The organism is Streptococcus sp. HMSC063B03, from assembly GCF_001836965.1.
In the GTDB taxonomy this organism is placed as follows: Bacteria; Bacillota; Bacilli; order Lactobacillales; family Streptococcaceae; genus Streptococcus; species Streptococcus pneumoniae_F.
Genome location: NZ_KV831050.1, coordinates 81,047 through 107,862, shown reverse-complemented (window position 1 = coordinate 107,862; position 26,816 = coordinate 81,047). Strand labels below are relative to the sequence as shown.

General features: G+C 38.5%; 20 protein-coding genes. 7 read left to right on the top strand and 13 right to left on the bottom strand.

What is annotated here, in order from left to right; genetic code table 11:
- Nucleotides 1-52 precede the first annotated feature (52 nt).
- Both HMPREF2628_RS06790 and HMPREF2628_RS06785 read left to right on the top strand, forming a co-directional pair.
- Entirely contained in the window at nt 53-658 is a 606-nt protein-coding gene (locus tag HMPREF2628_RS06790; RefSeq protein WP_070842713.1) for an NADPH-dependent FMN reductase, read from the top strand.
- 18 nt (nt 659-676) lie between these two features.
- Nucleotides 677-1,921 carry an NAD(P)H-dependent oxidoreductase gene (locus HMPREF2628_RS06785; RefSeq protein ID WP_000673661.1) on the top strand — a complete coding sequence of 415 codons (1,245 nt, stop codon included), beginning with the start codon at nt 677-679 and terminating at the stop codon, nt 1,919-1,921.
- Nucleotides 1,922-2,036: 115 nt separating this feature from the next.
- Here the strand turns inward: HMPREF2628_RS06785 and HMPREF2628_RS06780 are convergent, their stop codons facing one another.
- The 11 genes from HMPREF2628_RS06780 to HMPREF2628_RS06730 form a co-directional block, all read right to left on the bottom strand.
- Nucleotides 2,037-2,294, bottom strand: a complete 258-nt coding sequence (locus tag HMPREF2628_RS06780; RefSeq protein ID WP_000372163.1) for a DUF896 family protein — start codon at nt 2,292-2,294, stop codon at nt 2,037-2,039.
- 41 nt (nt 2,295-2,335) lie between these two features.
- The gene (glyS, locus tag HMPREF2628_RS06775; RefSeq protein WP_070842712.1) at nt 2,336-4,372 is read right to left on the bottom strand and encodes a glycine--tRNA ligase subunit beta; all 2,037 of its coding nucleotides are present in this window, start codon (nt 4,370-4,372) and stop codon (nt 2,336-2,338) included.
- A 211-nt stretch (nt 4,373-4,583) separates the two neighbouring features.
- On the bottom strand, nt 4,584-5,501 hold the full coding sequence (glyQ, locus tag HMPREF2628_RS06770; RefSeq protein WP_000038733.1) for a glycine--tRNA ligase subunit alpha: 918 nt from the start codon (nt 5,499-5,501) through the stop codon (nt 4,584-4,586).
- Between the two features lie 209 nt (nt 5,502-5,710).
- On the bottom strand, nt 5,711-6,082 hold the full coding sequence (locus HMPREF2628_RS06765; RefSeq protein ID WP_000912012.1) for a GFA family protein: 372 nt from the start codon (nt 6,080-6,082) through the stop codon (nt 5,711-5,713).
- A gap of 283 nt (nt 6,083-6,365) precedes the next feature.
- Entirely contained in the window at nt 6,366-11,339 is a 4,974-nt protein-coding gene (locus HMPREF2628_RS06760) for a S8 family serine peptidase (protein WP_070842711.1), read from the bottom strand.
- A 207-nt stretch (nt 11,340-11,546) separates the two neighbouring features.
- A complete protein-coding gene (gene pgdA / locus HMPREF2628_RS06755; protein WP_070842710.1) occupies nt 11,547-12,938 on the bottom strand; it encodes a peptidoglycan-N-acetylglucosamine deacetylase PgdA in 1,392 nt (463 codons plus the stop codon).
- Between the two features lie 136 nt (nt 12,939-13,074).
- Complete coding sequence (gene ezrA, locus HMPREF2628_RS06750) at nt 13,075-14,802, bottom strand: septation ring formation regulator EzrA (RefSeq protein WP_033681389.1); 1,728 nt, start codon at nt 14,800-14,802, stop codon at nt 13,075-13,077.
- Nucleotides 14,803-14,884: 82 nt separating this feature from the next.
- Entirely contained in the window at nt 14,885-16,831 is a 1,947-nt protein-coding gene (gyrB, locus tag HMPREF2628_RS06745; RefSeq protein ID WP_000134040.1) for a DNA topoisomerase (ATP-hydrolyzing) subunit B, read from the bottom strand.
- A gap of 14 nt (nt 16,832-16,845) precedes the next feature.
- The gene (locus HMPREF2628_RS06740) at nt 16,846-17,409 is read right to left on the bottom strand and encodes an HAD family hydrolase (RefSeq protein WP_033681420.1); all 564 of its coding nucleotides are present in this window, start codon (nt 17,407-17,409) and stop codon (nt 16,846-16,848) included.
- A gap of 349 nt (nt 17,410-17,758) precedes the next feature.
- Nucleotides 17,759-18,493, bottom strand: a complete 735-nt coding sequence (locus HMPREF2628_RS06735) for an amino acid ABC transporter ATP-binding protein (RefSeq protein WP_033681390.1) — start codon at nt 18,491-18,493, stop codon at nt 17,759-17,761.
- Nucleotides 18,493-19,176: an amino acid ABC transporter permease gene (locus HMPREF2628_RS06730; protein ID WP_033686685.1), complete on the bottom strand. Its 684-nt coding sequence runs from the start codon at nt 19,174-19,176 to the stop codon at nt 18,493-18,495. Before HMPREF2628_RS06730 ends, HMPREF2628_RS06735 begins: the two co-directional genes overlap by 1 nt.
- A 190-nt stretch (nt 19,177-19,366) precedes the next feature.
- Between HMPREF2628_RS06730 and HMPREF2628_RS06725 the strand changes: the two genes are divergently transcribed.
- The 5 genes from HMPREF2628_RS06725 to HMPREF2628_RS06705 all read left to right on the top strand — a co-directional run bounded on the left by HMPREF2628_RS06725 (nt 19,367) and on the right by HMPREF2628_RS06705 (nt 23,795).
- On the top strand, nt 19,367-19,597 hold the full coding sequence (locus HMPREF2628_RS06725) for a DUF1797 family protein (RefSeq protein ID WP_000443570.1): 231 nt from the start codon (nt 19,367-19,369) through the stop codon (nt 19,595-19,597).
- A gap of 229 nt (nt 19,598-19,826) precedes the next feature.
- Nucleotides 19,827-22,085, top strand: coding sequence for an ATP-dependent Clp protease ATP-binding subunit (locus tag HMPREF2628_RS06720; RefSeq protein WP_061589830.1), 2,259 nt, complete (start codon nt 19,827-19,829; stop codon nt 22,083-22,085).
- 129 nt (nt 22,086-22,214) lie between these two features.
- Nucleotides 22,215-22,667: an NUDIX hydrolase gene (locus HMPREF2628_RS06715; protein ID WP_061589831.1), complete on the top strand. Its 453-nt coding sequence runs from the start codon at nt 22,215-22,217 to the stop codon at nt 22,665-22,667.
- A 58-nt stretch (nt 22,668-22,725) separates the two neighbouring features.
- Entirely contained in the window at nt 22,726-23,025 is a 300-nt protein-coding gene (locus HMPREF2628_RS06710) for a DUF1827 family protein (RefSeq protein ID WP_000767189.1), read from the top strand.
- A gap of 134 nt (nt 23,026-23,159) precedes the next feature.
- Entirely contained in the window at nt 23,160-23,795 is a 636-nt protein-coding gene (locus tag HMPREF2628_RS06705; RefSeq protein WP_070842709.1) for a GNAT family N-acetyltransferase, read from the top strand.
- Between the two features lie 83 nt (nt 23,796-23,878).
- On the opposite strand, the gene metK is transcribed toward HMPREF2628_RS06705, so the two are convergent.
- Nucleotides 23,879-25,069, bottom strand: a complete 1,191-nt coding sequence (gene metK, locus HMPREF2628_RS06700) for a methionine adenosyltransferase (RefSeq protein WP_004259911.1) — start codon at nt 25,067-25,069, stop codon at nt 23,879-23,881.
- A 362-nt stretch (nt 25,070-25,431) separates the two neighbouring features.
- Nucleotides 25,432-26,775, bottom strand: coding sequence for a DEAD/DEAH box helicase (locus HMPREF2628_RS06695; RefSeq protein ID WP_070842708.1), 1,344 nt, complete (start codon nt 26,773-26,775; stop codon nt 25,432-25,434).
- Nucleotides 26,776-26,816: the final 41 nt, after the last annotated feature.

The following is a 26,816-nucleotide window of genomic DNA, read 5'->3' as shown; positions in this document are numbered from 1 at the left end:
TGTTTCAATGGAGTTTTAAAATCGTATTATGTAAAAAGAGAAAGGAAATCTCATGTTAAAACTTATTGCTATTGTTGGAACAAATTCAAAACGTTCTACAAACCGCCAATTGCTTCAATACATGCAAAAACACTTTGCTGAAAAAGCTGAAATTGAACTTGTTGAAATTAAAGACATTCCTGTCTTCAATAAACCAGCTGACAAGCAAGTACCTGTTGAAATTTTAGAAATTGCTGCTAAAATTGAAGAGGCAGATGGCGTTATTATCGGTACTCCTGAGTATGACCACTCTATCCCAGCTGTTTTGATGAGTGCTCTTGCTTGGTTGTCATACGGTATTTACCCACTTTTGAACAAACCAATCATGATTACTGGTGCTTCATATGGTACTCTTGGTTCATCACGCGCCCAATTACAACTTCGCCAAATCTTGAATGCTCCAGAAATTAAAGCAAGTGTCCTTCCAGATGAATTCTTGCTTTCACATTCTCTTCAAGCCTTCACCCCAAGTGGAGACCTAGTAGATCTTGATGTTATCAAAAAACTGGATGCCACTTTTGACGACTTCCGTATCTTTGTAAAAATTACAGAAAAATTGCGCAATGCACAAGAATTACTTCGCAAAGATGCTGAAGACTTTGACTGGGAAAATTTGTAAGATAGGAGACCAAAAAGAATGAAATTTGTTGGACTTGTAGGATCAAACTACGATCAATCATATAACCGTAAACTCTTGGAATTCATCCGTCGTCACTTCAAACTCAAATTTGAATTAGAAGTTCTTGAAATTGACGAAGTTCCAATGTTTAACCAAGACGAAAAATGGGACGAAAGTTTCCAATTACGTTATTTATATAACAAAATTACTCGTGCTGATGGTGTTATCATCGCTACTCCTGAGCACAACCACACAATCTCAGCTTCCCTAAAATCTGTTCTTGAATGGCTTTCATACGAAGTTCATCCATTTGAAAACAAGCCAGTCATGATTGTGGGTGCTTCTTACTACGACCAAGGTACTTCTCGTGCCCAAGTTCACCTTCGTAAGATTCTTGACGCTCCAGGTGTCAATGCTTACACTCTTCCAGGAAATGAATTCCTTCTCGGTAAAGCTAAAGAAGCTTTTGATGTTAATGGGAATATCACAAATGAAGGAACTGTTAATTTCCTTGAAACATGCTTGGACAACTTTGTAAAATATGTGGGAGTCGTTTCAAAATTGAAAAAACCAAAACCAATTGAACCAGAAGATTTATATTGTACAAATTCAATTGCAACTACCATCCAAGGTGTTGACCCAGATGATCCAGAATGGGTAGAAAAAGCTGCTGAGCTTGTTGGAGCAGTTTCTGGAGATACTTACGTTAAATTAGACCACGGTATCTTGACAGTTAACCAAATTGATATGTTCTTGAAAGCAATGCCATTTGAATTGACATTTGCAGATGATAACAATCAATTCTTGTACTTTAATAACGCTCACCAAGACCCAGATACAATGTTTGGTAAACGTGTCCGTGCTCAATCAGGAAATAGATTAGGGACAGTACACGGTACATTGCCAGATTCTAGAATGAAAAACGTTGAATGGGTTGTCGGCGTATTGCGTAACGGGGATCAAGAATATGTCCGTACAATTGTGCCAGGAACACCTGAAGGTGTTATTAATACCCATAATTACCAAGCAATGTACTACCCAGATGGTTCATATGCTGGAATTAATGAAATTATCTTTAATTTCCAACCATGGCTTGACTGGTACCTCAATACAACTGGTCAACGTTTAGTCGGTGGAAATGCTGCAGCTCCTGCTGGCGGACATGGTCACGGCGATGCAGATGCTACATCTGGAGCTTCTGATGCAGGTGATGCTGGAGGTCACGGTGGTGGCGCAGACGCTACATCTGGCGCAAGTAACTAATAATAGTTTTAGGAACCATTTTGGTTCCTTTTTAAGTTACAAAAGACTAGCAGACAAAAACTGCTAGTCTTTTGGTTATTATTTTATCTATTCTTATTAAAAGAAAGAATATTTATTATGAATTTGGATCATCGAGACTACGGCCATGTAAACCTTTTTCACGTTGTACCTGACGTAGTTTCTCTGGTGTAACATCGTTTCCTTCTTCGTCCACAATTTTGATTCCCTCAATGTGGTGACGAACAGAGCGACGATAACCTTCGATGTACTCCTCACGTAGTTTAGCTTGTTCCACTTTTTCTTCTGGTGTCAAGCCTTCTGCTTTTTTCTTTTTGGCAAGCTCGTTAATACGATCAATTTTTTTCTGATCCATTTCTTCTCCTTTGTGATAAGATAAAGTCCGTTTATCAAATTTTATTTAGTGTTAATTTGGTTAAATCGTGCAAGTTTAGCTGCTTTTTGAGTTAAATGAGACAAGATAGCCAAACGATTTTGACGGACAGCCTGATCTTCGGCCATAACCATAGTATTTTCAAAGAAGGCATCAATAACTGGACTAAGCGCAAAGAGCTGTTTCAATTGCTGACTGGCAGTCCCTGACAAAACGAGTGATTCTACTGCTTCCGCCAAAGCTTTTTCTTGGTCATTTTCAAAAAGTGCTGAATCAACTGTAGCAACTCCTTCTGCCTTCTCAGCCAAGTTAAAGGCACGAGAAAGTGATTCGACAGATGGTTTGAAGTCTTCTTCCTTGCTTGCTTCTACGAGAGCACTTGCTGCTTCCAACATATCCGCCACAACAAAGTTTGATCCTGCAAGAACGGCTTCCTTTATATCTTTTGGAGTAGAACCCATCATCTTATCAACACGAGCCTTGATAAAATCCATAACCTCTGTCTTATTTTCATAAGTCAAGCTGTCAAATTTCAAAGCATAAAGGCTATCAATCAACTCATCCATAGCAATGTGCCAACCAAAGGCATCCAAGATACGAACCACACCTTGAGTCGCGCGACGAAGAGCATACGGGTCATTAGAACCTGATGGAATCAAACCTACTGAGAAGAAACTCAAAATCGTATCCAATTTGTCTGCAATAGCAAGCACTGCGCCGACCTTACTCTCTGGAAGTTCTCCTTCAGCTGATGTAGGCATGTAGTGTTCACGAATAGCAGCTGCCACCGCTGGAGTTTCCCCAGCAAGAAGGGCATATTTCTCACCCATAATACCTTGGAGCTCGTCAAATTCGCCAACCATACCTGTCAACAAGTCAAACTTGTAAATGGCAGCTGCGCGAGCTAGGTCAATCGTTTCATCCACTGACAAGCCAGCTTTTTCTGCTAAAAGCACAGCGATTTGACCCGTACGAATCATGTGTTCACGAAGGGAACCAATCTTCTCATGGAAGGTGACATTGTTTAATTTTTCAACAAGGTCAGAAATAACCAATTTTTGGTCTTCACGCCAGAAGAATTCTCCGTCTTCCAAACGGGCTACCAAGACTTTTTCATTTCCTTTAATGACATTTTCCAAATACTCTGCGTTTCCGTTACGAACAGAAATGAAGTTTGGCAAGAGTTTACCGTCTTGATCACGGACAACAAAGTAACGTTGGTGTTCCTTCATCGAAGTCACCAAGACTTCTTCTGGAACTTCAAGATATTTGGCATCAAAACTTCCCATAAAGGCAGTTGGGTATTCAACCAAGTTCAAGACTTCATTAAGCAAATCAGCATCAATTTCGATACTTACACCATGTTTTGCCTCAATTTCCTTGATTTGGTCAACAATCATTTGCTCACGTTCACGTGGATCTGCTATTACAAATTGTGCACGAAGATCTTCTTCATAGCTCAATGCTGACTGAATTTTGGTTTCTTTCCCCAAGAAACGATGACCACGGCTCACACGACCTCCCTTGATATCAAGGAAATCCAAATCAAACTCTTCTTCATCTAAAAGAACAGTTAAAGTGTGAACAGGGCGGATGTATTCAAAGGTGTTGTTGGCCCAGTGCATGCTGACAGGGAAAGTCAGTGACTTCAAGACATCCACAACACCAGGAACAATTGCTTCAACTGCTTGACCAACTTCTTCCTTAGTGACATAGACATATTCTTCACCCTTGATTTCACGGAATTCGATATCTTCAACAGTCAATCCTTTTCCACGGACAAATCCTTGAGCTGCTTTGGTGAAGTTTCCATCACTATCCAAGGCAATTTTCTTTGCTGGCCCCTTGAAATCTTCTGTCAAATCAGACTGTTTGTCTGCTAAACCAGTCACACGAACAGCCAAACGACGTGGTGTTGAGAAAGTTTGAATGGCTTCAAAAGACAGGCGGTTCTCCTTGAGGAAGGCTGCCATTTTTTCGCCTAGTTGTTTTTCACTTGGTGTGACAACATAGGCTGGTAATTCTTCAAGACCGAGTTCTACTAATAAGTTTTTTGTCATGTTTTTTCTCCGAAAAGTATCTTTTTATTTTCCAGTTTGCCTTATGTGATTGGCACGCAAGCAACCAACTTCGTTGTTTCATTGCTAAAATTGGAGCCAAAAGTCTCCAATTTTGCCTAGTATCCTTAGCTTCACTAAGGATACCTTCATCACTGCGGCAACTGGCTCAGGGCTCACTCTGTTCGCCCATTTTCGTAATTTGTCACTCTCTTTATTCTGCGTCTTCTGCTAAGAGTTTAGCTCGTGTTGCTTCATCCAAAAGTGGGTAGCCTAGGCGTTTGCGTTCTGCGACAAAAGTTTTGGCTACGACACGGGCTAGGTTACGGATACGAGCGATGTAGCCTGCACGCTCGGTTACGGATACGGCACCACGCGCATCAAGCAAGTTAAAGGTATGTGAACATTTGAGAACATAGTCATAGGCAGGGTGCACCAATCCTTCTTCCAAGGCACGACCAGCTTCTTTTTCAAACTTATCAAAGTTTTCCAGCAACATTTCTTGATCTGAAATTTCAAATGAATATTTTGAGTGTTCGTACTCAGGCTGGATAAAGATTTCTCCGTATTTTACACCATCAGCCCATTCGATATCATAGACAGAATCCACTTCCTGAATATAAGAAGCCAAGCGCTCCAAACCATAGGTAACTTCCGCAGTCACAGGGCCAGTTGCCAATCCACCTACTTGTTGGAAGTAAGTAAACTGAGTAATTTCCATACCGTCAAGCCAAACTTCCCAACCAAGACCAGCTGAACCAGTTGATGGATTTTCCCAGTTATCCTCAACGAAACGAATATCGTGTTCCAAAGGATTGATACCCAATTTTTCCAAAGACTCAAGGTAAAGCTCTTGGATATTTGATGGAGAAGGCTTCATAACCACTTGAAATTGATGGTGTTGGTAAAGACGGTTTGGATTTTCTCCATAACGACCGTCAGCAGGACGACGCGATGGCTCTACATAAGCCGCATTCCATGGCTCAGGTCCAATAGCACGAAGGAAAGTGTAAGGACTCATGGTTCCCGCACCTTTCTCATTATCATAAGCCTGCATAAGCATACAACCTTGGTCATTCCAAAATTGTTGCAAAGTCAAAATAATTTCTTGAAATGTTAATTTCTTAGACATTGTTTACTCCTTTTTATATAAATTACTTGCGACACGAGTCTGCCTCGTCGATCATACGAGGCAAGACGAGTTAGTACTGCGTCTAGCTCAGGCACTCTAGTTCCGAGCGTGGGGCAGTCCGACTATAAGGAGGTTTCTGCCACTGACGCAGTGGAAAGTCAATTTTTTAGACATTGTTTACTCCTTTAATTTATATTATCTTTTTAGATTTATTTATCAAGCAACCAAGAAAAGGCTGGGTCCTGAAAAATATGACGTTTAGGAACAGTTTGTAAATTCTGATCGCATTCATCTATTGTACCTAATTTCAAAGCACAGACTTCTGGTATATTTTCTTGAACAGTGAAAATTTGACTATGACAGTTCTGGCAGTAATAACGCTGTTTTCCTGGAGAAGAACTATAGGAAACAAGCTTTTCTTTTCCATGCAATACTAGCTTTTCACTGCTAACTTTAGCATTAACTGTATAGGCAGACGCAGTTGCTTTCCTACAAAATGAGCAATGACAAAAAACTAATTCCGATAATTCCTCATCTAGAGTGTAGGTCACTGCTTTACATAAACAAGATCCTTTAAGCATTATGCTCCTTTCTACTTAGGCATTAGACGAATTCAAAAAGAACCGAATTTCAACACCCAAGCCTTACGACTAGGGGCGTCAGAAACGCGGTTCCACCCTAATTTATTACTTCATTGTTTTTTAAAATACTACAGAAAGCGCCAGCACTTTATTTTGCCCTACTTGGCTCCCACTATCCCAAGCTCGCTTGAAGAACGCCATAAGACTTTCTTTCCTCCTGACTATTATATCAGAATTGTAACATACTGTAAATCAAAAACTATAGAAAGATGTATTGTATTCTCTACTCACTTTTTGAAAAGGTTGCAAGTCCAATAACTGACAATAAGAGAGAAATTCCTGAAATACTTAGAATAATAGAAATCATGTTATTCTCACCAGTGGCTGGTAATTGTTTTCCTTCTTTGTTGACTGTAGCTAAAAATACTTGTTGACCACTTCCAGCAAGTGTTTTATTCTCATGATTAGCTTCTATAATTGATGAAGCTTTCTCAATTTTATCATTGCTAATTGAAGACTTAATAGTTGAGACTTGTCTATTGTGACTTACTAATTTAACAGGTTGCACTTGAGAAACTGGTTTGGTTGGAATAACTGGACTAAGCGTTACAACTGGTTTAGCTGGAGTAACTGGCTTAACCGTTACAACTGGTTTAGTTGGACTAACTGGCTTAATCATTACAACTGGTTTAGTTGGACTAACTGGTTTAATCGTTACAACTGGTTTAGTTGGATTAGCTGGCTTAACAGATGCAACTGGTTTAGCTGGACTAACCGGCTTAACTGGTACAACTGCTTTAGCTGGGGTAACTGGCTTAACTGGTACAACTGCTTTAGCTGGGGTAACTGGCTTAACTGGTGCAACTGGTTTGGTTGGAATCTCTACTTTATTAGCCTTAAGTTTTACAGCCATATCTTTTAGAGCATTGATTACTTCATTAATTTCTTCTTGACTAGCTTCTGTATTTTCCAAAAGTAACTTAGCTTTGTTGAAAATAAGATTATATGCATCTTTCTCCTCTTTGCTAGCTGTCAAAAATCTTGGATCTTTGTCTTGGAACTTCACTTCATCCACGATAACATTTTTCAGGCTCATGAAATCTGTTTCTTTCCCATTCAGCTGTTCTTGTGCTTGCAAGAAAGTGGTCAATAGGCGGTCAATTTCATCTTGTGTTATCAAATCTTTCGTAATTAATAATGCCAAGAGTTTAAATTCACGATCATATCGACCTTTGCGTTCTTGATCAGAATTTATATATTTACCTTTTTTAACTGTCTCAGCATATGCTTTAATGGCATTCTTCAATGATGTGATATCAGATTCCTTACCATCCAATGTTTGCATAGCAGACTCTAAAGCTTTAACAATTTGGTCAATTTTATCTTGGTTAAGTTTACTTCCCAATGCTAGTTGCGCATCTTTGACACTTTGATCAAAAATCTCTTTTAACTTCTGTTTTGTATTATAATATCTCGGAGTTTTAACTACTTCCATTTGTTTATTTAAAGCTGCAATCAGAGCTAACTTAGAAACAACTGAAAGTGACAAAACATTATTTTTACCAAACAGAACTTTAAATGGTTGAAGATTATCAAGTAATTCATAACCGTTTGATAGATTTACAAGAACTTTATATTCACCAGTAACCACTTTCTTACCATAAGAATGTTTACCATATGTTTCAGCTGGCAAGACTTGACTCTGACCGTCTTCACCTACTAAAGTAATCGTTGTAGTTCCAGGAACAGCTTGATTAAAGCCAACCGTTACTGGGGCATATTTCATTTTGTTAGCCAAGAAGGTAATAGTTTGAAAACTATTTTCTTTCGTTAAATCAAATTCCTTCGATAGAGCACTCACAAATTTCAACTCTGTACGGTCATAGCTAAAAATTTCTGCAACATAATGCCCAAATTTCAAGAAATTAATATCTTTTGACTTATCAACGGTTACATATTGACCTTCGCTATTTTTAATGCGATAAACATAAGTTGTATCAATCTCATCCTTGGTTTTATTGTTTAGTATAGCAATTTTTACACGACCACTATTTTCTTCACCTACAAGATCTTTGAGAGATATAAAATCTACATTTCCCGCAAAGTCTTCTACATAATAGAAGATTTTCGATTTATCAACGTTCTTAGGAAGTGTATAACTACCATCTTCATTTTGTTTGATAATTTGATACTGTTCGATTTCTGAATCTGTCGCCTCTCTATTTTCAGAAGGACGAATATAAAAGACTTTTTCTAGAAGAATTCCACCATTTCCTACATCCTGAGGTTTGCGAGCTATAAATTGTTCTTGATCTTCTTGAGAACGAATATATCCCGAAGTAATCAGAGGTTTTTGTGTATCGATTTGAATTTTAAATGTTGTATATTGTTCCTCAGCTCCAGGGACATCTGGCTTATAACTAATAACATAGTCATAAATTCCATCAGAAACTCGATTTCCATTAGAATCCTGTCCTCCCCAAGCTGTTTTATCTACAATATAACTTCTTGGATTTCTAGTATCGCCATCAAAATAATTTTTTACAAGGTCTGTTGGACGACTTTGCCAAATAGGCTGACTGTGTGTTGTATCCGAAGAAGCATAAACCGTCGCACGAAGATTTACCAAGTTTCTATAGACAAGAGTTTTAAACCGAACAGAATCTTTATTACCATCCTCATTTGGCGAGATAGCAAGGCGGATGTTCCCCTTTTCATCTAATTGAAGATGGTATTTTCCTTCAGCATCTTGTTTCACTCCGAGTACAGTCACTCGACTTCCTTGACGCTCTGCTTTTAAAACATTTACATCATTTTCAGAACTTGTTAAATAAGTTGCATCGTCTGAAGGTGAAATTCCTGGATTATCTTTATCAATTTCAGAGTAAAATCCACTGTTTCCTTCCTTAATCAATTGATAAATTGGTTTTTCAATTGCAGGTAGATTTTGGAATTCTCCCTTAAATCCCATAAATGGTAAACCAATAACAGAACCATCATCTGCAGGATTGACAAATCTAACAAATCCTTCTAGAAAATATCCATTTGGCATTATTTTGCTAAGTTCTTCAGTAAACTTACTTGTATCTACACTAACTGTTACTGTCTTCGTACTATGAGCTTTCACAGTTACTTCAGGCCAGACTGTTTCAGTTAGTTTTCGTGGACGGAGAGTGAATTTCCCTTCTTCAACTTCATCAGTATTTATATTTACAATCATCTTCAATGTTCGGTCTTTATCCGAAATATTATGAATTGTAACTTCAAAGGTAAATTTATCACCAACATTGCCAAGAGTAACACTTGGATAGTTATTTGCACCTGTTACAAATAGATCTGTGCTTGTTGCAGCCATCGTGTCAACTACACCAGCACCTTGCTGACGTGGAGAAGTATAGGCTCCAGTCTGTTTATTAAAATGTGGTTTTGCAGTAGACATAATTAAAGCTTTTACAATCTCTGAAATTTGACTAGCTGATAATTCAGGATGTTTCTTTGCTAAATATTCTTTGACTAATGCTGCGACACCAGCTACATGAGGAGCCGCCATACTTGTTCCACTGATACTTCCATAGCTATTATCGTTAAATGATGAATAGATATTTCCACCAGGTGCAGTAACATCTGGTTTCAATTGTCCATCTGTTGTAACTCCCCAACTTGAAAAATCTGACAATTGGTCTGCAACATCTGATTTACGATTATCCATCTTGTGATTAAAGACAATTTTATACTGACCAGACTTAAGAATTTCACCATAATGTTTTGAAATAAAGACAGATGGGATTTTCTTAGCATCACCTGTAACAGACATACTAACATTTGCACCTTCAACGTTGTTATAAATTAAAACTCCAGCTGCACCATGTTGAAGAGCATTTTTAATCTTATCAGAAAAATTAATTTTACCACGTTGAATCAGTGCTAACTTGCCTCTTACATCAATATTAGCAAAATCTTCTTCACGACCAATACCCGCTGCTACATATTCGTATTCTTTCCCGTTTTCAAAATCTTTTTCTGTTTCAGGTCTATTAAAATCAAACTTACCATAATCAAGGGTAGCGTCATTTTCTAAACCTTTTACTTCAAAGACTTCAGTAGTTAGAATTTTATTATTAATAGAAGCAACAGAAATTGAATCTTCCACTGTAGAGGGATTTCCGACAAGACCATAATCAGGATTTGCTGCCAATGGTTGTGAAAAACCTCTACCCAAAGTATTACTATTACCTGCAGCGATAACAACAGATACTCCTTTAGCGCGTGCTCTTTTTACTGCATCAATGATATCTGAACCAGCATCTACCGTTGAACCCGCACCTGCACCCAAACTCATATTGATCACATCTGCACCTAATGCAACAGCATCATCAATAGCTTTTACATAAAGGGCAGAGGCTGTAGTTTTATCTCTGTCTGAAAAAACTCTCATAAACATAATTTGAGCTTCTGGCGCCACCCCGTAAACCTTCTCAGAATTCGGTGCTTTATTAACAGGATTTCCAGCTACAATTCCAGTAACGTGCATTCCATGAGACTCTTTTTCAGCCTCTTTTATATTATCAGTTCCATCAAAGTAATCATAAGCATATACTACTTTGTCACTGTACCATTTCCCATAGTCAATACCAGCAGCCTTTTTAGCTTTTTCGATATCATCCTGATTTTTAAATTTCGCCTTTGACGGATCAGAAATACGCAAAACCTCATGATTCAAATCAAGACCTGAATCTATAACAGCGACTACAGTTCCTTGTCCTTTATGTCCTGCTTCCCAGGTTTTAGGGACAGTAATAATTTCATTACTGGAGATACTGTTCGGCTTTTCTTTATGTCCACCTTGAGATAACGACTGTGATTGTATGCTTTCTGAAGAAGAATTACTTTTCACTGCTGATTCTTCCTTCTTCTCTTCACTTTTTATAGCAGTCGTTTCTTTCTGTGTGGTTAAATCCTTGTCTGACTTATTATCTCTATACTCGATAGAATCATCTTGTTTTAATGACTCTATCACTTCTGTTTTTTCTTTCGAAGAAGAATTTAGAGCATTCTTGTCAGCCGTGACTGGTGATGCAAGCTTATTTGAATCATCTAATTTATTAGTCGTTACAGTACGTGTAACTTGATTGGATGTTTCAAATTTTCCCTCATCGGCACTAACCTGTGCGAAAGCAAATCCGAAAGCAAAGACCGTTAGCAGAAAAATTGTTGCTATTTGGTACTTGTTATGACAAAAATCTTTGCAATCTCCCATAAAATCACTCCTTTTTATTTAAATTAAAAGTATTATATACCAAATTATCTGAAAATTCTATCAAAATATTATTTTGTAACAAAATTGTAATATTAACCAATCCTATCATGAGATTTAAACATAAAAAAATTTAGCCTCGATTAATACAAGACTAAATTTATTTATTGAAAAATTACTTACGATTTAATTAGTTATTCAGCAAAAGTCTTACTGATCACGGTCATAGAATAGTTCATGTGCTTTTAATCGTGAATTAAGCATTTCAGGAACTGTGACAAAGTGATATCCTTGCTCTTTTAGATAATCTATAATCTTTGGTAAAGCATTGACTGTTTCAGCATGGATATCATGCATTAAGATAATCGAACCATTACGAACTTGACGTTGAATCTCTGTCAAAATTGCTGCTTCATTCTTACTCTTCCAATCCAGACTATCCACATCCCACATAATAAAACTCAAATCAAGGCTATTTCGAATGTCGTCTGTAATGGCTCCATAAGGCGGACGCATAAGTTTGGAACTAGAACCCAACACTTTAGTTAGCGCATCCTCAGTATCAGTAATCTGTTTTTTAGCTTCGTCAAGTGAAAGTTTTGAAAGCACTGGATGACTCCAACTATGGTTTCCAATAACATGGCCATCCGATTTCATGCGTTTCAAAATCTCTTCATTTCCAGAAACATTCTTACCTAAAACAAAGAAAGTTGCCTTGATACCATACTTAGAAAGTGTATCTAATGCTTGATTTGTCGTTGCAGGATTTGGTCCATCATCAAAAGTTAGAGCTACCACTTTTTGGTTTTTCTTTTCATAATAAGCCTTATAAAGTTCGGCATCCTTGTCTAATAAATAAGAGGATTGTACTACATCAAAGAAACTAGATACTGGTAAGGCAATCTCATCTAGATTTTCAACTGACTGACTTGGATAAAGGATAATCTGACTATCCTTGTAATCAAAATTCCATGCAGACAAGTCTTGTTCAGAGAAGCCTTTAACAACTTGATCAATCTTTTCTTGGTCCAATTTCTTATCCTGTAAGAAAGAGGTGATTTCTTTTAACAACTGCTCTTTGGCTTTACTAGGATCTGAAAATAATTGATCAAGTGTAAAAGGTTTACCATCTTCTGTCAAATGGACTTTTGCCAGACTAGTTTTTTCAGTCTCTTCAACTTTTGACGAAGTTAAATCATAGACTTGTTTCATCACACTTCGGTTAACAATCCCTTTTAAAGTCGAATCCTGTTTCTCCGTATAATAAAAAACTAGATTTTCCTTGTCTTCCAGATTTTCCTTAATATCCTGTGTCATGATTTCTTTTACAGATGAAATCACTTGCTCCCCTTGGAGAGGATAATAGGCAATTACTTCGGCTTGTCCCTTACGAAAATGATCTTTCTGATTTCCCTCACTCAATTGATCATCTTTCTCTTTTTTGAGAGATTCAATCCTTTGTTCAAAACTTTGCTTTGTATATACTTTGTATCCAATCATTGAACCAAGGACACAAATACTTACTGAAAAGATAGCTACTAGGGCTATTAAACCGATTCTCTTTTTATCGTGCTCAACACGATTTGCTCTACTTTTATCCATAGAAATATCATATCAAATTCAGGCTATAATTTCAATGAGAAATAAGTACTATTACTCGTTTTGAACAAAAAAATAGGCTCCATAATATCTATAGGGGGATTTACCCACTACAAATATTATAGAGCCTTTTATTATGTTAGAAACGAATCGTCTCACGTGTTTTTTCGTATGAAGTGACAAAACGGTTGGTTACACCTGGTTCTGCAACTTCCAAAGCTTGCGAAATCTTATCAAATGAAGCATGATAATCAAATTCTTTTTCAAAAATTTCTAATGATTCATTAAAAGCTTCTTGAATTCGTTCATCAAATGAGCGGTAACGGTTCGAATACTGTAGCAATTGTTCTGTCAATGTTGCATATTGAACAATATTATATGTTTCTTCTTCAAGTGCTTCCATATCATTGGTTGTAATTTCAAGCATACGGTTCACAGCTTCGATATTGACCCGAGCTTCTTCTAGTTCAGCCATCAACTCTTCAGTATGGTTACTTGCTGTAAAGAACAACTGTAAGAAATTCTGAGGAATACCTGGAAGATTGCGTTTTTCCATATATCTCTTAATTGTGTGAAGACGATTAACATAAACATTTGCCTTCTGGCGAGCATTGATATCATCTTTTTCAATCTGAGCAAGGCGTTGACTAACCGCAACTTGTTCATCTTCAATTTCCTTCAAAGTCGCTTGTAAGTTTTCCAAACGATCTTCAAGGAATGAATAAGGTTCAGAATGTTCCTCTTGTTCAGAAGTTAATTCCAATACAGATTCTTCTAAAGATTCTAACTCAGCTTGTAATCTATGAACATGACTAACATCCGTTTCAGATAGTAGGTAATTGTTACTCAATCGTTGAATATCTTCCACTAAAACAGCATTACTATCTTTCATGTGTTTCAAATATGTAGGAAGGGTTGCAACTAAGCCTTCTACTACTTTTTGAGCAGCAATTTCTCGTGTAAAGATATCATAGAGTGTATTGATTTCTTCTTGAACTTGAGTATTTTCATACTCAGCATTATCCAACTCTAATTGTGCAATATTTTCGTGGTTTTTCTTCAAAGCTTCATAAAGCAATTGGAAGCGAGATTCAATATCCGTTTCAGCAAAATGATAATTAGCATCTAAAAGTTTACGGTAACCGTCTTCCAAATCTTCCAATTGATCAGGTAGCTCTTTAGATAATGTTTTTACAATTGCTGGCAGGCGATCTACTATGTGACTCAAAGCCAAGATATGATTTTCAGCATTATCCAAAATCACAGCAGCTTCTACTGGGTCACCTGAAGTGTTCAAAGTAACAAACTGAGAAAACTCTGATTGGATATTTTCCAATTGTTTTTCGATTTCAGATAAACCTTGGCCATATTCTTCAGAATGATCAGCCACTCGGTGTTGCAACTCTTCAAACAAGTCCAAAGTATGAAGAACACGTCCACTATTTTTAGACTCTTGTTTCTCCAAATCTGCCAAAGCATTACGAATTGCCGCAATATCTTCTTCAATCAAGGTAATTTGACTCTCGATTTGGTCTATTTGATGACTGGCCTTGAAAAAACGGAATGAGTTGTTATAGCCTTCTGCCTCAAAAAGATTATTTTCGATATCCGCAAAAGAGTTAAGAGATAGGTCAACCCATTTTTGGTTCCACTCACGGAAAGTCACTTGACTTTGTCCAATCAAGTGCATATTTTTTACAGCTTCAACTTCATCGTTTACTGGAAGATTGTACAGCTCTTCTTTTTTCTCTTCTAAAATTGCTAATTTACTTTCATTGCGTTTTCGTACGTAGATTGCGATAGCATAGGCAATCACTAAGAAAACTGCAACAGCAATTGCAAGATAAATTACTAGTGTACCAGACATATTAAACTCCTTTTTTTACTTGAAACAATCGTAATGATTATATCATATTTTTTAGACCAAGGGAACTAGTTCTCCCGATTTTTTAGACATCAAGTGTACTATAGACGGCATTTTCTTCGATAAACTCACGACGAGGCTCTACTCGATCCCCCATCAACATATCAAAGATTTTATCTGCCTCAGCTGCATCATCCACAGAAACTCTGGCCATCAAGCGATGTTCCGGATCCATGGTTGTTTCCCACAATTGGTGGTCATCCATTTCACCCAGACCTTTATACCTCTGAATAGTTGGTTTGGCACGACCTTCACTGTGGCGGGCTAAGGCTTCTTGGAGTTTAATTTCTTGGTCTGCTCCTGGCTGGATATATTCTTTAATCTCGCTTCCAACCTTGACACCATAGATTGGTGGTTGGGCGATATAAACATAACCAGCTTCTAAAATTGGTTTCATATAACGATAAATCAAGGTTAAAAGAAGAGTACGAATGTGGGCTCCATCGACATCGGCATCGGTCATCAAAACAAGTTTTTGGTAACGAGCTTTGGAAACATCAAATTCTGCACCAAATCCTGTTCCCATCGCTGTGAAAAGACTACGAATTTCTTCGTTAGCTAGAATCTTATCCATACTTGCCTTTTCAACGTTCAAAATCTTACCGCGGATTGGAAGAATTGCCTGAAATTCACGGTTACGACCAGATTTGGCTGACCCACCAGCTGAGTCTCCTTCGACGATGAAGAGTTCTGTTTCAGCAGGATTGTTAGAAGAGCAGTCTGCTAGTTTACCTGGAAGGTTGGAAATTTCCAAACCAGATTTTTTACGAGTGACTTCACGCGCACGCTTGGCAGCCACACGAGCCTTAGCAGCCAGAATTCCTTTTTCTACAATGCGTTTTGCAATTTGAGGATTCTCCATAAGGAAATCAGAGAAGGCATCACTGAAGAGACGATTGGTAATCTTAACCACTTCGCTATTCCCCAGTTTGGTCTTGGTCTGTCCTTCAAACTGTGGATTTGGGTGTTTAACTGAGATAACTGCAGTTAGTCCTTCACGGACATCTTCCCCTGTTAGGTTGTCTTCATTGTCTTTCAGTAACTTATTCTTACGAGCATAATCGTTGATAACACGTGTCAAGGCTGTACGAAAACCTTGTTCATGCGTTCCACCTTCATGGGTGTGGATATTATTGGCGAAACTCATGACATTTTCATGGTAACCCGTTGTGTACTGCATGGCTACTTCAACTGTGATATCATCCATCTCACCGTCAGTATAGATTGGTGTATCAAAGATAACATCCTTGTTCTCATTGATATATTCAACGTAGCTAGCAATCCCACCTTCATAGTGGTAATGCTTAGTTTGTTCTAACCCCTCACGCTTATCTGTAATGGAAATTTGAAGACCACGATTTAGAAAGGCCAATTCTTGAATACGTTTATTTAATTTATCAAAGTCAAAAGTGGTTGTTTCAGTGAAAATTTCTGGATCCGGTGTAAAGTGAACTGTTGTTCCCGTTTTATCCGTATCTCCAACTACTTCAAGATCTGCGACAACATGACCACGACGATATTCTTGGTAATGAATCTTACCATTTTTGTGGACATGAACGTCTAATTGAGTTGAAAGGGCGTTAACAACTGAGGACCCCACTCCGTGAAGACCACCTGAGACCTTATATCCGCCACCGCCAAACTTTCCTCCAGCGTGAAGAACAGTAAAGACAGTCTCAACGGCAGGTCGACCTGTTTTTTCCTGAATATCGACTGGGATACCACGCCCATCATCAACAACTGTAATCGAATCATCGGGCTCAATAAAGACTTGAATATGGCTAGCAAATCCTGCCAAGGCTTCATCAATTGAGTTATCAACAATTTCCCAGACTAGATGGTGAAGACCTTCTTTTGAGGTCGATCCGATATACATCCCTGGACGCATACGAACAGCCTCTAAGCCCTCTAAAACTTGAATTTGACTGGCATCATAATCTTGTGCCTGCAGATTTTTAATTTCTTCTGTCATCTTATTCCTTTTTCTTACATGTCTAATACTTGTCTTAAATTCACGATACTGGTAAACAAGTGGGTATCGAGTCCAGCAGCTTGCCCTGCTTCGATATCAATCGGCCGATCACCGATGACAAGACCAGAGTTAATTTGATACTTTTCTCTTAAATAAATCATGGACTCAGGATCTGGTTTTCTCTTAAAGCCTGAGTTAGAAGTCACCACTTCTGTAAAATAAGCTGCTATAGAGGTTTTTTCTAAAATTTCCAAGACCTGATCATTTCGATGAGAAACTAAAAAATGACGGCCACCTTGATTTGAGATATCTTCCAATAAACCAGAAACTCCATCAAATAAAATCGGATGTTCTAGCTCTCTGGCTTCATTTTCCTTGTACTTTTCTAAAAAATTCTCTAAGTTGGGAGCGAATGTCTCAATCGCAAAATCAGTAGAAACCTTTAAAGCCTGATAGACACTGTCATGGTCTTGTGTGATGCCATACAATGCCAATGTTTCAACAAATGCAGCTGTTGAAGTTTCGTAATTATCTAGTAAAGTTCCACCTAAATCCCAGATGTAATCGTGATATTTCATACCCTTCATTATAGCATTTTTTTATGAAAAAAGCGATGATTTCCCTGAGTTTTCCACATAAAAAATGCTCTATGATATTTATATAGGATAAATTTCTTATAGATATTATGAAACCTATTTTCTTGTAGAAAAAAGCCCCATATAATCTATAATGAAAAGTAACCAAACCATCATTAGAGAGAATCATATGGAACAATTATATTTTAACACAAAACTACTTTATATTAAAAATCCTAATATCCAATTTATGGATGTTATTAATAAGGGGGGTAACTTCTCAAAGTAAGTTCCACTTGACTGGTATTGAGACTAGCTTTTCACTAATCTTGTCTTGAAATTTTAAAATAGATTATAAAACCTTACTCAAGAAGTCTTTAGTCCGCTGTTCTTGGGTTTGTTCAAAAATCTGTTCAGGTGTTCCGTCTTCAACAACCACACCGTCTGCCATAAAGATGACACGGTCTGCCACCTCACGAGCAAATCCCATTTCATGTGTTACGATAACCATGGTCATTCCTGACTTAGCTAAGTCTTGCATAACAGCCAACACCTCACCTACCATTTCAGGGTCCAGGGCTGAAGTTGGCTCGTCAAAGAGCAAGACATCAGGTTCCATAGCTAAACCACGCGCGATGGCAATCCGCTGTTGCTGGCCACCTGACAAACTCTGTGGATAAGCAGTTGCCTTATCTGGTAAACCAACTTTTTCCAAAAGTTTCTGAGCTCTCTTCTCTGCAACTTCCTTACTTTCACCTTTGGTCTTGATAGGAGACAAGGTGATATTTTCCATCACAGTCATATTAGGAAAGAGATTAAATTGTTGGAAGACCATGCCCATCTTCTCACGCATAGCAAACAGGTCATTCTTCTTGTCCGTAATATCGACTCCCTCAAAGATAACCTTCCCCTTAGTTGCTTCTTCCAACAAATTCATAGAGCGAAGCAAGGTAGATTTTCCGCTCCCCGAAGGACCGATGATAACGACAACTTCTCCTCTTTTAATCTCGAGGTTGATGCCCTTCAATACTTCATTCTTTCCAAAGGATTTATGTAAATTTTCAATTTTTATCAAGGTTTCCGTCATTATTTCTTATCTCCTTGTCCCATACGTTTTTCAAAAGCTTTCAAGGCTACTGTCAAAATAGAAGTCATAATCAAGTAATAAAAGGCTGCAAATAAAAGTGGTGTTAAAGGTAGATAGGTTGTTGTAGAAACTGTTGTAGCTCCGTTCCACAACTCCATGACACCAATAGCTGATAAAAGAGAACTATCCTTGATAATTGTGATAAATTCGTTCCCCAATGCTGGCAAAATATTTTTGATAGCTTGTGGCAAAATCACATAGCGCATAGCATTTTTAGGACGAATTCCTAAAGAATAGGCCGCCTCTAGCTGACCTTTTGGAACCGCATTAATCCCAGCACGAACAGTCTCAGAAACATAAGCACCACTGTTCATAGAGATAATCAAAATCCCTGGAATCAGACGAGAAAGGTCAACACCTAAAATTCCAACCTGAATAGTCGGAGCATTGATGTGCATAAGGGCAAAGGCAATCATAATCTGAACCATCATCGGTGTCCCACGGAAAATCCAAACGTACAAGTTGGCGAGCCAAACAAACGGTTTAAACTTTGAACGTTGCCCAAAAGCCAAGACAACACCCAAAATAGTTCCCAAAAAGACAACACAGATAGAAATGAGAACCGTCACGACAGCCCCATAGTTAAAATAAGGTAAATACTTAGGTAAAAAAGAAAAATTCATAGTCACACTGCTTTCTAAAATAGAATACTGTATGATTATAACATGGAATGAATTAAAATTCAAATCTTTTGTCTAATTTATTCAAAAAATCTTTAAGCTGGTAGAATTAGCGAGAAATCTTAGTTTTTTCTAGGCAAGTTGGCCTCCTTTATGGTAAAATAGTAACGATAAGAAATGAAGGAGAATCAAAATGGAATCACATTTGGTTAGAATCATCAACCGCCTTGAAGCAATGGCTAAAGACGGCGGAAATTTAAAACGTAATTTTGAACGCGAAGGAGTTGTTGTTGCAGAAGTTGCATACAGCCACGACGAAGAAAACGGCTCAATCTTTACCCTTCGTGATGTCGAAGCTCGCGAAACTTATACGTTTGACAGCATTGACTTGATTGCAATGGAGATTTATGAACTCCTTTACTAATACAAAACAAGCTGGGTTACACCCTGCATGTCTAACCAAAATCCTTTTTGTCTCACAAATAGGATTTTTTTATTCCCTAAAATCACAAAAATTTTCCTTGTAACAACTTCTCAAAGCTGCAATCTTTTTACTTGCTTTACACCCCAATCCTGTTATAATGAGAGTATAGAAATTTGACTATTTTTGACCTTTAAACAGGTCAGGCTAAAGAAAGAAATGAGGTAGATGTATGCTTTGTCAAAACTGTAAAATCAATGACTCAACAATTCATCTTTATACCAATCTTAACGGAAAGCAAAAACAAATTGACCTTTGTCAAAACTGCTATAAGATTATCAAGACGGATCCTAACAATAGCCTCTTTAAAGGTATGACGGATCTGAACAATCGTGACTTTGATCCCTTTGGTGATTTCTTCAATGACCTAAACAATTTTAGACCTTCTAACAACACTCCTCCGACTCCCCCAACCCAATCAGGTGGAGGTTACGGTGGAAACGGCGGTTATGGTTCCCAAAATCGTGGACCTGCTCAAACTCCTCCACCAAGCCAAGAAAAAGGCCTGCTGGAAGAATTTGGTATCAACGTAACTGAAATTGCCCGTCGTGGAGATATAGATCCCGTTATTGGACGCGATGATGAGATTATCCGTGTCATTGAGATTCTCAATCGCAGAACCAAGAATAATCCTGTTCTTATCGGTGAACCAGGTGTCGGGAAAACTGCCGTTGTCGAAGGTCTAGCTCAGAAAATCGTTGATGGCGATGTTCCACATAAACTACAAGGTAAACAAGTCATCCGTCTGGATGTGGTTAGCCTAGTTCAAGGAACGGGTATTCGTGGACAATTTGAAGAACGCATGCAAAAGCTCATGGAAGAAATTCGCAAACGTGAGGATATTATCCTCTTTATCGATGAAATCCATGAAATTGTCGGTGCGGGATCTGCGGGCGATGGCAATATGGATGCAGGAAATATCCTCAAGCCAGCCCTTGCTCGTGGTGAACTGCAACTGGTCGGTGCAACTACCCTCAATGAATACCGCATCATTGAAAAAGATGCTGCCCTAGAACGCCGTATGCAGCCTGTTAAGGTCGATGAACCAACAGTGGACGAAACAATCACAATCCTCAAAGGTATTCAAAAGAAATACGAAGACTACCACCACGTTCAATATACCGATGCTGCGATTGAAGCAGCTGCAACTCTTTCCAATCGCTACATCCAAGATCGCTTCTTGCCTGACAAGGCCATCGACCTCCTAGATGAAGCGGGTTCTAAGATGAACTTGACCTTGAATTTCGTGGATCCTAAAGTAATCGATCAGCGCTTGATTGAAGCTGAAAATCTTAAATCTCAAGCTACACGAGAAGAAGATTTTGAGAAGGCCGCCTACTTCCGTGACCAGATTGCCAAGTATAAGGAAATGCAAAAGAAAAAGGTCACAGACCAGGATACTCCTATCATCAGTGAAAAAACCATTGAGCATATTATCGAGCAGAAAACCAATATCCCTGTTGGCGATTTGAAAGAGAAAGAACAATCTCAACTCATCCATCTAGCCGAAGATCTCAAGTCGCATATTATTGGACAAGACGATGCTGTCGATAAGATTGCCAAGGCTATTCGCCGGAATCGTGTCGGTCTCGGTACGCCTAACCGTCCAATTGGAAGCTTCCTCTTTGTCGGACCAACTGGTGTCGGTAAAACAGAACTTTCCAAACAACTAGCTATCGAACTCTTTGGTTCTGCTGACAGTATGATTCGCTTCGATATGAGTGAATATATGGAAAAACACAGCGTGGCTAAGTTGGTCGGCGCCCCTCCAGGTTATGTTGGCTACGATGAGGCTGGGCAATTAACTGAAAAAGTTCGTCGCAATCCATATTCCCTCATCCTTCTCGATGAAGTCGAAAAAGCTCACCCAGATGTTATGCATATGTTCCTCCAGGTCTTGGACGATGGTCGTTTGACAGATGGGCAAGGACGCACCGTTAGCTTCAAGGATGCCATCATCATCATGACTTCAAATGCCGGGACTGGTAAAGCCGAAGCCAGCGTTGGTTTTGGAGCTGCTAGAGAAGGACGTACCAATTCTGTTCTCGGTGAACTCGGTAACTTCTTTAGCCCAGAGTTTATGAACCGTTTTGATGGTATTATCGAATTTAAGGCTCTCAGCAAGGACAACCTCCTTCAGATTGTCGAGCTTATGCTAGCAGACGTTAACAAGCGCCTTTCTAGCAACAACATTCATTTGGATGTAACTGACAAGGTTAAGGAAAAATTGGTTGACCTCGGCTATGATCCAAAAATGGGGGCGCGCCCACTTCGTCGTACTATTCAAGACTATATTGAAGACGCAATCACTGACTACTACCTTGAAAATCCAAGCGAAAAAAACCTCAAGGCAGTGATGACCAGCAAGGGCAACATTCAAATTAAGTCTGCCAAAAAAGCTGAAGTAAAAACTTCTGAAAAAGAAGTATAAATCCTACAGAAAAGGAGTAGAAAATGAAAATTTTCTGCTCCTTTTTATTAAAATAACTATAAATTCTTGACAGCTCGGTCTTTGTTCATTAAGATAATAATAAAGATAATAAATAATGAGGAAAATCCAATGGCAAACCCAACTTTCGGAGAAAAGAAAGCAAATACAGACTATGTTTCACGCTATGGCGTATATGCAGTTATCCCTGATGCTGAACAAAAACAAATTGTTCTTGTTCAAGCACCTAATGGTGCTTGGTTCCTACCAGGTGGTGAAATTGAAGCAGGTGAAAATCATCAAGAAGCCCTAAAGCGTGAATTGATTGAAGAGCTTGGCTTTACAGCTGAAATTGGTACCTATTACGGACAAGCTGACGAATATTTCTATTCTCGTCACCGTGACACCTACTACTACAATCCAGCCTACCTCTATGAAGCGATTTCTTTCAAAGAAGTGCAAAAGCCACTAGAAGACTTTAATCATATTGCCTGGTTCCCTATTGATGAGGCTATTGAAAACCTCAAACGTGGTAGCCATAAATGGGCTATCGAATCTTGGAAAAAACAGCATAAGATTGGCTAAATCAAGCTACTTTATTCAAAAAGTGCTATAATAGAATTAGAAAATCGGAGGAAATGTTATGAAGCTTATCAATACAACAAACTCACACTCGCAACTTGTAAAAAGCCAGCTAGAAAGTACAGATGCAACCCTTGTTGAAGTTTATTCTGCAGGTAATACAGATGTTATTTTTACCCAAGCTCCGCTTCACTATGAAATCCTCATCTCAAACAAACACCGCGCTATTCGCGAACCTGAAATCGAAGCTATTCAAGAATTTTTCTTGAAACGTAAAATTGATAAGGACTCTATTGATGAAGCCAATATCAAAACCCTCTATTCAGAAAAATTAATTGGAATTTCGATTCCAACCAAATAAAATCTTGGAGAGATTAGAAAGTGCTTTAAACCTTATGGAACAAAATTGGGTTTATTTAGCTTTTTAAATCATCTCCAATTTTTTATCTTGAAATCCTATCATACACAATTTTATAGGTAACAAAGGAGACAAGCATGGGAGACATGATATATCGAGAGGCAAGACTTGAAGAATACGAAAAAATTGGAAAACTATTAGCTAATTCTTTTCTTGACTATCCCTTTTTAACGATTATAAGGGATGATTTGAAGAAACCTGACTCCTATCCTGCTTTTGTAGAAACATTGCAAATTCTGCTTACTAGAGTCTATATTAAAAAAGGAAACTGTTTGGTTGCGGAACAAGATGGAGAATTACTTGCAGTTGCCCTTTTGCAACAAAATGATTTCTGTATACTATCCTATCTACGAAATGGTGGGACAAACATTTTTCGCTACATTCGACCACAAAATCTCCTTAAATACTTTGACTTTGTAAAACGTTCCAAAAAGCATTTAGAACAATCAAGGGAGTTTGATTGGTATTTGATGGCTTTAGCTGTCAATATAGAAAGTAAGGGGCGGGGAATAGGCAGTACTTTTCTGACACAAGGGATTGAACCTTATGTCAAATCAAAAGGCTGTAAACACTTGGGACTCATAACTAGTACAGCTAGAAATACCTCATTCTACAAAAAAAACGATTATGTATTACTGGACTATATGGACTTAAAATACGGGGCAAAATCAATTGGTAACTGGGCATTTTTAAAAACAATGAATAAATTATAACAGGCCAGCAATTTACAAATCCTATTTAAATAAGGATAACTTATATTTATAAAAACCAACGTTCAAAACGTTGGTTTTCTTATCTATTTGACTGCTTCTTTCAAAGTATCTACCTTATCCAAACGTTCCCATGGAAGGTCAATATCTGTACGTCCCATGTGTCCATAAGCCGCTGTTTGACGGTAAATTGGACGCTTGAGGTCTAGCATTTGGATTATCCCTGCAGGGCGAAGATCAAAGATTTGACGAGCTGCTTTTTCAAGCTTGCTTTCAGCTACTGTTCCTGTACCGAAGGTATCGATACGAACAGAAACAGGTTGCGCAACACCGATAGCATAGGCCAATTGCACTTCTGCCTTCTTAGCAAGGCCTGCTGCAACGATATTCTTGGCAATATAACGAGCCGCATAAGAGGCTGAACGGTCCACCTTAGTCGCATCCTTACCAGAGAAGGCACCACCACCATGACGAGAGTAGCCACCATAGGTATCCACGATAATCTTACGACCAGTCAAACCTGAGTCCCCTTGAGGTCCACCGATTACAAAGCGACCAGTTGGATTGATGAAGAATTTTGTTTGCTCATCCAAGTAAGAAGCCGGAATAACTTCTTTAATGACCTTGTTAATCACATCATTGTGAATTTGTTCGTTGCTGACTTCTGGATCGTGCTGAGTTGAAATCACGACTGTGTCCACACGTACTGGACGGTCATTTTCATCATACTCAACTGTAACTTGTGATTTAGCATCTGGGCGAAGATAGCTGATTTCCCCAGACTTACGAAGTTCTGCCAAACGACGAACCAATTTATGACTGAGTGAAATTGGCAATGGCATGAGCTCTTCTGTTTCATCCACTGCAAATCCAAACATGAGCCCTTGGTCTCCAGCACCAATCAAATCAAGCGGATCTTGGTCTGCATTCCCACGAACCTCCAAGGCTTCGTTGACACCTTGGGCAATGTCAGGAGATTGTTCCACCAAAGATGGATGTACTCCTACAGTCTCAGCAGAAAAACCATATTCTGTATTGGTGTAGCCAATCTCTGCAATAGTGTCACGAACCACACGGTTAATATCCACATAAGCATTTGTAGATATTTCACCAAAAACATGGACGGAACCAGTATATACAGCTGTCTCAGCAGCAACGTGCGCCTCTGGATCCTTAGCTAAAATAGCATCCAAAATCGCATCTGAAATTTGGTCTGCAATCTTATCCGGATGCCCCTCAGATACAGATTCAGACGTGAATAATTTACGTTCTGACATAAAAATGTCCCCCCTTAAAAATAGTGTTATAGAGTTACAAAGTACTGATAGGTATTTCTATAGTCTAAGAGTTACGACGCGAAAGAAATAAAAACGATAATTTTTTATTTCTGAAGCTAGTAAGGCGCATAGGGTGACCGCATTATAGCGGCAACCGTATGGAGCCGTCAGTCTTTGCAAATTACAAAGTACTGATAGGAAAACTCTTCGCGATAAATGCCTACCATCTTATCGGGACTATATAACTCTATCATTATACCATTTTTTAGCGCAATTTGCAGTCTTTAATGTAGTGTTTCTGTTTAGATAGTTCGTTCTCATAAATAAAAAAAAATTGGAGCTCAGTACTCCAACTTTTTCTATTAAAATGTTTGGCGTTTTGCTTTACGCTCTGCACGACCGCGAGCACGATTTTCAGCGCGCTTGGTCTTGCGGCGTTTTTCATCAACCGCCCATTTAATTTTTTTCTTATAACCTGGTTTGACTTTTTTCTTTTTCTTTTTAACCAAACCAATCATTTCGATATCAAGTTTATCTTGTTTTTTCTCACGGTTGGCACGACGATCACGGTCATAAGTATCTTGAAATTCCCCGTCTTTGACCATCTTAGGAGTAAACTTGATTCCCAATTTCTCCAACTCACGGATATCTGAGTCATCACTTGGCTGATAAAGGGTAATAGCTGTACCTGGTAGGCCTTTTCGTCCAGTACGACCAACACGGTGAACAAAGAAGGACAAATCTTGCGGAATGGCATCATTGATGACATGGCTGACACCTTCAATGTCAATTCCACGCGCTGCCAAATCTGTTGCGACAATATACTCAAAATCCAGATTTTTAACCTGGTTCATGATACGTTTGCGCTCACGAGGGGCAATATCTCCATGAATCTTCGCTACCTTCAATCCTTGAGCAGTCAGATATGAATGCAATTCATCAGCACGCGTTTTAGTGTTAACAAAAATCATTGCCAAATAAGGTTGCATCAACTGAGTCAACTGATAAATTTGAGCATTCTTATCGCGTCCTTTTGTCGAAATCAACCAATTATCAATGGTATCAGAAATGACCGTTTTGGTCTTGATTTTTTCCATAACAGGATTTGACAAGTATTTTTTCAAGAATGGTTGCAGTTTTTGTGGGATAGTCGCTGAGAAGACCATGAATTGCAGGTCTTTTGGAAGGCTGCCAGCAATCTTATCAACAGTTTCCAAGAATCCCATATCCAAGGTCATGTCTGCCTCATCGACCACAAAGTTCTTGGCCTTGTGAATAGCCAAATCACCGGATTTAACCAAGTCATAGATACGTCCAGGCGTTCCGATAACAATATGAGGCTGGTTACTTGCCAATTTCTCAATCTGGCGAGCCTTATCTGTCCCCCCCACATAATTAACCACACGAACTTCCATTTCTGAGTAGGCTGCAATCTGACGAGCTGCTTGGTAAATCTGAGTAGCCAACTCACGGCTCGGTGCCGTAATCACTGCTTGAACACTATCACTAGCTTCATCTAATTGCTGAAAAATCGGTAACAAGAAAGTGTGAGTCTTACCTGAACCTGTTTTTGATTCTCCAACCAAATCTCGGCCTGCCAGGACAATGGGAATCAACTTATCTTGTACCTCTGTTGGAGTTGTAAATTTCAACTCCTCCAAGGCTTCTCTAATATAGTTTTTAAATTGAAATTTCGTAAATGACATAATATCCTCGATTCTATCTATCTTATCAATTATACCATATT

Excerpts from the sequence above, each read along its gene's own strand:
- pgdA (WP_070842710.1), bottom strand. The coding sequence starts at position 12,938 with ATGGATAAAAGTAGAGCAAATCGTGTTGAGCACGATAAAAAGAGAATC.
- HMPREF2628_RS06785 (WP_000673661.1), top strand. The coding sequence starts at position 677 with ATGAAATTTGTTGGACTTGTAGGATCAAACTACGATCAATCATATAAC.
- HMPREF2628_RS06720 (WP_061589830.1), top strand. The coding sequence starts at position 19,827 with ATGCTTTGTCAAAACTGTAAAATCAATGACTCAACAATTCATCTTTAT.
- HMPREF2628_RS06735 (WP_033681390.1), bottom strand. The coding sequence starts at position 18,493 with ATGACGGAAACCTTGATAAAAATTGAAAATTTACATAAATCCTTTGGA.
- glyQ (WP_000038733.1), bottom strand. The coding sequence starts at position 5,501 with ATGTCTAAGAAATTAACATTTCAAGAAATTATTTTGACTTTGCAACAA.
- HMPREF2628_RS06710 (WP_000767189.1), top strand. The coding sequence starts at position 22,726 with ATGAAGCTTATCAATACAACAAACTCACACTCGCAACTTGTAAAAAGC.
- HMPREF2628_RS06705 (WP_070842709.1), top strand. The coding sequence starts at position 23,160 with ATGGGAGACATGATATATCGAGAGGCAAGACTTGAAGAATACGAAAAA.
- HMPREF2628_RS06695 (WP_070842708.1), bottom strand. The coding sequence starts at position 26,775 with ATGTCATTTACGAAATTTCAATTTAAAAACTATATTAGAGAAGCCTTG.
- HMPREF2628_RS06725 (WP_000443570.1), top strand. The coding sequence starts at position 19,367 with ATGGAATCACATTTGGTTAGAATCATCAACCGCCTTGAAGCAATGGCT.
- HMPREF2628_RS06760 (WP_070842711.1), bottom strand. The coding sequence starts at position 11,339 with ATGGGAGATTGCAAAGATTTTTGTCATAACAAGTACCAAATAGCAACA.
- glyS (WP_070842712.1), bottom strand. The coding sequence starts at position 4,372 with ATGACAAAAAACTTATTAGTAGAACTCGGTCTTGAAGAATTACCAGCC.
- HMPREF2628_RS06740 (WP_033681420.1), bottom strand. The coding sequence starts at position 17,409 with ATGAAATATCACGATTACATCTGGGATTTAGGTGGAACTTTACTAGAT.
- HMPREF2628_RS06715 (WP_061589831.1), top strand. The coding sequence starts at position 22,215 with ATGGCAAACCCAACTTTCGGAGAAAAGAAAGCAAATACAGACTATGTT.
- metK (WP_004259911.1), bottom strand. The coding sequence starts at position 25,069 with ATGTCAGAACGTAAATTATTCACGTCTGAATCTGTATCTGAGGGGCAT.
- HMPREF2628_RS06790 (WP_070842713.1), top strand. The coding sequence starts at position 53 with ATGTTAAAACTTATTGCTATTGTTGGAACAAATTCAAAACGTTCTACA.
- ezrA (WP_033681389.1), bottom strand. The coding sequence starts at position 14,802 with ATGTCTGGTACACTAGTAATTTATCTTGCAATTGCTGTTGCAGTTTTC.
- HMPREF2628_RS06780 (WP_000372163.1), bottom strand. The coding sequence starts at position 2,294 with ATGGATCAGAAAAAAATTGATCGTATTAACGAGCTTGCCAAAAAGAAA.
- gyrB (WP_000134040.1), bottom strand. The coding sequence starts at position 16,831 with ATGACAGAAGAAATTAAAAATCTGCAGGCACAAGATTATGATGCCAGT.
- HMPREF2628_RS06765 (WP_000912012.1), bottom strand. The coding sequence starts at position 6,082 with ATGCTTAAAGGATCTTGTTTATGTAAAGCAGTGACCTACACTCTAGAT.
- HMPREF2628_RS06730 (WP_033686685.1), bottom strand. The coding sequence starts at position 19,176 with ATGAATTTTTCTTTTTTACCTAAGTATTTACCTTATTTTAACTATGGG.